The 396-nt window shown below is 33.3% G+C and carries 2 pseudogenes; one reads left to right on the top strand and one right to left on the bottom strand.

Annotated features, from left to right (window positions below):
• Positions 1–73: 73 nt before the first annotated feature.
• Positions 74–271: pseudogene (locus tag NO346_RS14690) on the top strand (DUF817 family protein); the annotation flags it as partial.
• Here the strand turns inward: NO346_RS14690 and NO346_RS14685 are convergent.
• Positions 262–396, bottom strand: a pseudogene (locus NO346_RS14685) (IS701 family transposase); the annotation flags it as partial. The pseudogenes NO346_RS14690 and NO346_RS14685 sit on opposite strands and share 10 nt — an antisense overlap.

The following is a 396-nucleotide window of genomic DNA, read 5'->3' as shown; positions in this document are numbered from 1 at the left end:
TTGTGTGTAGGCTTCTTCATTTGAAAATTATATCGCTGAAAAAGCCTTTACAGATAGGTTTGTGCAACAAAGCCGTACATTTTATAAAATCTGGTTATATCCGAGTCAAGTTGATGCTTGGCATATGGTGGGTTGGGGCAAGTTAGGTTCGTGGTATTTATTATTACTTTTAAGTTTAGTTTTGGTTTTAAAAATATTAGGTGTGCGGGATAAAAATGGATATTGGCGATTAAAAGTATTTAATTTAGGACTTACGCACTATTATTTATAGATTCTCTGTGGTAGGAGATGATTTTTATCGAGAATAAAGTCATCAATGAAGTCTTTGATGATTGGTCTAAATAATTTGTTCTGCCAACGATATGCATTTTCAAAGATCCGCTCAAACTGGTTCTT

Origin of the sequence: Acinetobacter sp. 5862, assembly GCF_024494585.1 — a bacterium.
Taxonomy (GTDB): Bacteria; Pseudomonadota; Gammaproteobacteria; order Pseudomonadales; family Moraxellaceae; genus Acinetobacter.
Note: the sequence above shows the minus strand (reverse complement) of the source record. Positions and strands in the feature narration are given on the sequence as shown.